At 38.6% G+C, this 7,050-nt stretch carries 7 protein-coding genes; 3 read left to right on the forward strand and 4 right to left on the reverse strand.

The annotated features are described in order from the left end of the window. Positions 1-673, reverse strand: a 673-nt coding sequence (locus AC1DND_RS14620) for an ATP-binding protein (protein WP_477582635.1), incomplete at its 3' end; no start/stop codon positions are given. Between the two features lie 222 nt (positions 674-895). Beyond that, complete coding sequence (locus AC1DND_RS14625) at positions 896-2,512, reverse strand: Na+/H+ antiporter (protein ID WP_230141746.1); 1,617 nt, start codon at positions 2,510-2,512, stop codon at positions 896-898. Between the two features lie 154 nt (positions 2,513-2,666). Between AC1DND_RS14625 and AC1DND_RS14630 the strand changes: the two genes are divergently transcribed. The 3 genes from AC1DND_RS14630 (at position 2,667) to AC1DND_RS14640 (ending at position 5,529) form a co-directional block, all read left to right on the forward strand. After that, positions 2,667-4,253, forward strand: a complete 1,587-nt coding sequence (locus AC1DND_RS14630; protein ID WP_477582637.1) for a 7TM diverse intracellular signaling domain-containing protein — start codon at positions 2,667-2,669, stop codon at positions 4,251-4,253. A gap of 549 nt (positions 4,254-4,802) precedes the next feature. Further along, a complete protein-coding gene (locus AC1DND_RS14635) occupies positions 4,803-5,120 on the forward strand; it encodes a hypothetical protein (RefSeq protein ID WP_477582639.1) in 318 nt (105 codons plus the stop codon). Positions 5,121-5,136: 16 nt separating this feature from the next. After that, positions 5,137-5,529, forward strand: a complete 393-nt coding sequence (locus AC1DND_RS14640; RefSeq protein WP_477582641.1) for a response regulator transcription factor — start codon at positions 5,137-5,139, stop codon at positions 5,527-5,529. 7 nt (positions 5,530-5,536) lie between these two features. On the opposite strand, the gene cysM is transcribed toward AC1DND_RS14640, so the two are convergent. Together cysM and epsC are read right to left on the reverse strand one after the other, a co-directional pair. Beyond that, on the reverse strand, positions 5,537-6,409 hold the full coding sequence (cysM, locus tag AC1DND_RS14645; protein ID WP_477582643.1) for a cysteine synthase CysM: 873 nt from the start codon (positions 6,407-6,409) through the stop codon (positions 5,537-5,539). 11 nt (positions 6,410-6,420) lie between these two features. Beyond that, on the reverse strand, positions 6,421-7,050 hold a 630-nt coding region (epsC, locus tag AC1DND_RS14650; protein ID WP_477582645.1), incomplete at its 5' end, for a serine O-acetyltransferase EpsC.

Below are 7,050 nucleotides of genomic sequence, written 5' to 3' on the forward strand. Positions count from 1 at the left end.
AAAAAAGATTAAACTCTTCTAAAGTTTTAACATTGCTACTAAAATCCAATGTTTTGCCATTTACAATGACCGAATAGTTTTTATGCCTGTTCAATTCAATAAACCAACAGAATTCGTTTATCAGGAAAGGAAGTACCGTTTCTTCTACATCTTGCTGACTGATCCTCAGATTAGTAAATGAAACAGTTGTTCCAGTTTCACCAGAACTGCCTGGAGCGGTGGTAAAATCGTGACTATAGCTGTTTAGACCACCAGTACTAATGTGTATTTCGCCATAACGAAACCCTTGTTCTGATTGGTAAGTGGTGTGCCAAACGGCATCATGCGCAAAAGTAAAAAAAGTAAGCCTCCCTACTCCATTACGGCCATGCATTTTTGAAGTATGCTTTGGCGCTACAATCTGAATGGATTTTTCAGATTCGAAGAAAGGATCGAATTTTTGTTGTAAGCGATCAAAATTAATTCCATAACCATTATCAGCAATAGTTAACTGCTCTAAAAGGCCAAGCGAATTGGCTATATAATCTACCCGTATGATGTTCGCATTGGCATCAAAACCATTCCAAATGTACTCCGCAATGGCTTGCCTTTCATTATAATTTCTAAGAACCTTTTGTATTCCCTTTGAAGTAATATTAACCTTTACCGACATGCTTACTAAATTAATTAGCAAATATATGATTATATTTTAATCATTGCTTTGTTGATATGGCAAGTTTTACACACAAAATAAACTAGTGCTAAGTTAAGTATGAATTGTCATTTTATACTCCCGCTGATTACGCGGAATACGCTGATTTATATGTTCAGCGATTATCACCGAAATCAGCGGGAAAATAGAACCGCCATTTTACTATTAACACAACACTAACCGGTTTTAGTGTATTAAAGAGATTTATATATCCCGATGACTAAAATGCCTGCGAAGTTTTTCTTCTTCCAGATCAAGCAGCTCTAGTTGTTCTCTAATCAGCTCATCATTAATCTGCTCTTTTTTATTTAATCCTTTCAATAAAATGCGCTGTTCAGCCATAATATCTTCAAGTGCTATGCGATAGTCGTGATAAAAGCCGTCAGACCTTGAAATGTTTTCTTCTTTTTCCCAATCTCTCAATAATTCCATTTCTGCCTCAATGCGAATTTTTATCGATCTGATCATATCGTTATGCAATAAGGCATCATGATACTTTTCATCCAGGATTTTAAGCGATAACATTGATAATTTCTTTCTCACCATTTGTTTTTGTTGCTCGAAAGGAACAGTATAATCCGGATCGGGCATATCCACCCATTTTATCAATGCGGGCAAGGTTAAACCTTGCAAAACTAAAGTGACCAATATTACACTAAAAGTGATAAACAAGATTAAGTTACGCTGAGGAAAAGCTTCACCTGATTTTAATGCGACCGGAATAGAAAGCGCTGCAGCCAAAGAAACCACTCCTCTCATTCCTGCCCAGCCAAAAAGTAAGGGTGCCTTCATGCTTGGATTGGGATCGGCAGTGGTAATATAACGACTAATGAAACGCGTAAAGTATAAAGCACCATAGGTACTTGCTAACCTCGTAACAATTAAAACCGCGCAAATAATGGCACTGTAACGGATGGCTGGTAAAAGCCCATCGTTGCCCAAACCACGAATAATTACCGGAAACTCTAAACCAATTAACAAGAAAACAAAGCCATTCAGCACAAAAGCTACCGCTTCCCAAACATTTATACCCTGTAACCTGCTACGGTGAGTAAGAATCTGGTCTCTGCGGGCCGAAAGAAACAAACCACCACTTACTACAGCCAACACACCAGAAAACCCAAACTCCTCTGCGGTTATGTACATTACATATGGCGTTAAAAAAGTAAGGATAATATCAATATTTGTAGTGGTTGGCAACCATCTGTGCAAAGCATAAAAAACTAAGGCTACTGCAATTCCGACCAAAATTCCCATTACAATAACAATTACAAAATTACCAGCAGCTTTACTAAACACGAAACTTCCGGTCATTACTGCGGCTAAAGCAAAGCGGAACACCACTAAACTGGATGCATCGTTTAGTAAACTTTCGCCTTCCAATATTGTGGTGAGCCTTTTAGGCACTTTAACATTTTTAAGTATTGCTGATGCTGATACCGCATCTGGCGGAGAAATAATACCCCCCAACAAAAAACCCAGGGCCCATGTAAAACCCGGAATAAGGCTTTGGGAAATCAGCGCAACAATACTAGAGGTAAGAATAACAATTGGAAAAGCAAAACTGCTGATTACCCTACGCCACTTCCAGAAATCTTTCCATGAAGTATTCCAAGCAGCTTCATACAACAATGGAGGTAAAAAGATTACAAAAATGAGTTCTGGTTCAATCTCAATATTACGAAGTACTGGTAAAAAACTTAAGGCTAAACCTGCAATTACCAATAAAATAGGATATGCCACACGGATTTTTTGTGCGAGCATTACCACAAACAGAATAATTGCAAGCAAGAAAGCGTATTGTATAATCAGCTGGTGCATATAATTTTGAGCTTGGTCTAAAATACAAATTTGAAGCGAATGCCAAACCATTAACATGATGTTCTTTTTCAGATAAAATTTGGAATTTCTATTATAAAGCTATAATTTCTCCTCTGTAATAAGTCATCCCAGCTTTTTTACATTGGTTTAATTCATGAAGACCATTTTTATTCTTATTGCTTTTTTGATAAAAAGCAGTCTTTGCGTAGCTCAACCGGTGATCCGGGTGGAGAAACAAACTTTTGTTAACATTGGCAAAGCAGGATACTTTTGGCAGGACACGCTCGAAACAACATCTTTTGAAAAGGTAGCGCAATTTAAGCCAGAATGTTTTTCAAAAGGCAAGTCGGCAATTTTTAACGGTGGCACCAGCGGTAAAGTATGGTGGATGAAGCTCCGTTTTAAAAATAACAACCAAACCACTCCCTATCTATTTATCGATTATGCAAACATCGATTCTATTACCGTATTTTATCGGGATGAACGAGGGATGATAAACCAGGTAAGCGCTGGCATGTTCAACCTGAAACAAAATGATAACATTCTGGGTACCGGCTATGTATTTCCCTTAAAGCAGGTAAAAACTCCAATTGGCGAAGTGTATGTAAGAATGCGGGCAATGAATACTTTACTTGTACCGGTTAAGCTTGTTACCGAATCGGTATTAAACCATGCTTTATTTAAAGCACATAGCGTGCAACCTATTTATATGGGCATTGCATTGATGATTCTCATTTTTCATGTTTTTATGTACGTTGTTACGCGGAGTAAACTCTTTGCGCTTTATATAGCGCGGATTATTTTGCTTTATTTCATTGTAATGGTCTGTTATCTTCAAGGCTATGGCTTATTGCTAGGCCCTTCGATAGCCAGGTTTATTTTAGTGCATGCCCATTTTTTTATTGCAGCTGGTTACATTGCTACGATTCTGTTTAACAGTTATTTTTTAAAACTTAAACGCCAACTTCCGCAACTCAATAAATTCTTCAAGGTGTTAATGTTTGGATGGGGTTTAATCCTAATCTGCTCTTTATGGGATGCAAGAAGCATCACCAATGTACTTACACATGTTTTATTTTTATTAACCTCATTACTTTTTCTGTTCAGTAGCATTAAAGTGATTATCATCCGCGGTTATGCCAAAAAAAATCCTCTTATCTGGTGTTACGTCCTGGGATGGATCCCCGTGGCCTTGATTTCTATTTACCTTGTTTTTTGTTTATCGGAGTTAATACCCTTTCAATCTTACAGTTATAATTTACTCACTTTAGCTGGGATAATTGAAGGAGTGCTCATCAGCCTCGGTCTTTATGGCCAACGATTAAGGTTATTAACGCGGCATAACGCACATTTTCGGAGGCAACGTATTCTGCTTCAAGAACAGGTGGAAGGTTACCGTAAACAGCTCGATGCAAAAACAGAAAAACCTGTTGAACATTTTTCTTTAAAAGCACTTATCGAACTTGCACACGCCAGAGACCCTTCATTTATGAAACGGTTTAGTGAGGCTGAATCTACCTTTATCGAAAGATTACTTCAGATTTCACCACAACTACTACCTGCTGAGTTAACACTTTGTGCTTACATCATGTTAAATTTTGATACTAAAGAAATTGCCCGAACCTGCAAACTTAGTGTATGTGCTGTAGAAAGCCGCAAATATAGAATTCGTAAAAAACTGGGGATAGATGGCGAAACTAATATGCACGCTTGGATGTTAGATCTCACTAAATCGTCCTAAATAATATACGAAAATAGGTTACTTTTTCTTTGTCTTTATTTCAACAATAAATTAGCAAGAACCACTTAACGTGCTTTACTACAACAACTTGAATACCTGTGCGTAGAAATGCGTACCGCTAAGATCCACCTGCCGCACCCTCTTTGCATATAGCTGATAGAGTGCAAGCGGTGCGATACCGTTTTTTTTACAAACAGGCTTAATGCATTTTGTCTGGATTGTACTCATATTTTGAACCATGTCGACAGAAACGGTCTTTTCCGGGATGATTTGTTACACGCCTGGCGGCATGGTTTATTTAAAACGCTAATTCATCAAAAACTATATATAATGAACCGAATACCAATTACATTTTATTTTACTACCTGAAATACAAACATTTAAAATTGGTGCGTATTACTGCGTAGACAAAAATTTTGATAATCTTTAAATGCTCTATTTCTTTGTCCCTATCCTTAAACGAAAAATTTTAAAACATTGCTGTACCGCAGGAGATCTAAACAGGGGACGGTTTAGCCTTCTGCGCAAACAGCATCTGGAAAACCAACCATGAAACCGAATAACACTCCTACCAAAATTATTGAAAGCATCCAAGAATTTTACAACGGCCGAGATCCTGAAGAAATTTATAATGCATTAGAAATTGATAAAAACTGTTTTGAAAGCTGGATTAGAGATTTTGGGGGTATTGCCAATGAGCTTTTGGAGCTGCGAGATGAAAACGATAGCCTAAGAGCGATGTTTACCAATTTAAGCCTGGTAAACCAGAGCCTGCGTAATTCTCTTGATAGCCTCACCAGAACAGACTCGAAAATATTTGAGTTATTGCTTAAAAAGCGAGGTACTGGCAATCTTAGCTTTCCTTAATTAATAACACGAAGAAATGTTCTCTTTATCCCAACCAAAAATATTAATTATTGAAGATCACCCCGCAACACTTGATGCTATAAAGATGATCTTCGAATTTGAAGGATACATTACGATGGATCTTTCCGACGCGATTGATTTACACACCAAGGTTGCTGCCTTCCAACCTGATATTATTTTAATCGATATTTTGTTGGGCATGACCGACGGGCGGGCCATATGCACAGAATTAAAGTTATCGGCACATGGGTCCATTCCTATCCTACTCATGTCATCGCGAAATGGCATCCATAATAGCGCTTATTATAAAACCCATTGGGACGATTACATAGAAAAACCCTTCGAAATGGAGGTCATTATTCAAAGGGTTCGCATGCTTTTATCAAAAAAAGCCCAACAAGATTATTGATTTACGCTCAACCAAAAAGATCGCTGCTCAGGTAGCGGTCTCCCCGATCGCAGGCGATAAAAACAATGGTTCCTTTATCTAGTTCACCAGCAAGCTTCAAAGCAGCCGCGCAGGCACCGCCAGAGCTCATGCCTGCAAACAAACCTTCTTCTTTAGCCATTCTTCTCGACATTAAGGTTGCTTCTTCCTGCGCAATATCCATTACCCGATCTACCCGTAGCGGATCGAATATTTTTGGTAGATATTCTTCTGGCCAACGCCTGATACCTGGAATTGAAGAGCCCTCAGTAGGTTGACAGCCTACAATCTGAATATTATTATCTTTTTCCTTAAAAAATCGGGAGCAGCCCATAATGGTTCCCGTTGTTCCCATTGAGCTTACAAAATGCGTAATCTGCCCCTCTGTATCTCTCCATATTTCTGGTCCGGTTGTTTTATAATGAGCCAGGTAATTATCAGGGTTTGCAAATTGATTTAATAAAAAATATCCCTTTGAAACACCTTTTTCTTCCGCATAATCCCTGCATTCTTCTATACTTTCTAACAGGGTTACTTTTGCACCAAAGGCTTCCATAGTTACCTTACGTTCGCGTGTAGAATTGGCTGGCATAACCAGTTCAATTTCTAAATTATATAAACTTGCAATCATAGCCAATGCAATTCCGGTATTACCACTTGTGGCCTCTACCAGTTTAGTTCCAGGAGCTATATCCCCACGTTCTATCGCACTTCTGATCATATTAAGCGAAGCTCTATCTTTAACACTACCGCCCGGATTGTTTCCCTCTAATTTGGCAAATACCCTTACCGCCGGGTTAATATTCAGCTTTTGAAGTTCAGCCATTGGCGTATTTCCGATCAGATCGATTATTCCTGCCATATTTTAATATATTAATTGGTTTCTTTATGGTTTCTAATGGTAATTATTGGAGAATGATAAGCCGTAGAAAAAGCTGGGATACTTTCAGTAAGCCATACGTTTCCCCCGATGATACTATCGTGCCCAATGGTGGTTTCGCCGCCCAGTATGGTTGCCCCAGAATAGATTACTACCCTATCTTCTACTGTTGGGTGGCGTTTGCTGCCCGCTAATGTTTTTTTAACACTCAGTGCGCCAAGTGTTACTCCTTGATAAAGTTTCACATAACGGCCTATTTTACTGGTTTCGCCAATAACAATCCCAGTTCCATGATCAATATGGAAGTATTCGCCAATACTGGCTGCCGGATGGATATCGATACCTGTTTTAGAATGGGCATATTCGGTAAGAATTCTTGGAACCAGCGGTATACCGAAATTATAAAGCATATGGGCAATTCTGTAGAAACAGATGGCATAAAAACCCGGATAGGTTCTAATTACCTCAAACCTGCTCTGTGCAGCCGGATCGCCTTCATAAATGGCGACTATATCGGTGTTCAATACACGGTAAAGCGCTGGAAGTTCTTCAAAAAACTGACCTGCTGCATTTTTACATTCGCTATTTTTAAGCTTACAACTGGCCGATATGATATCATAAAG

The organism is Pedobacter sp. 01N416, from assembly GCF_056399685.1.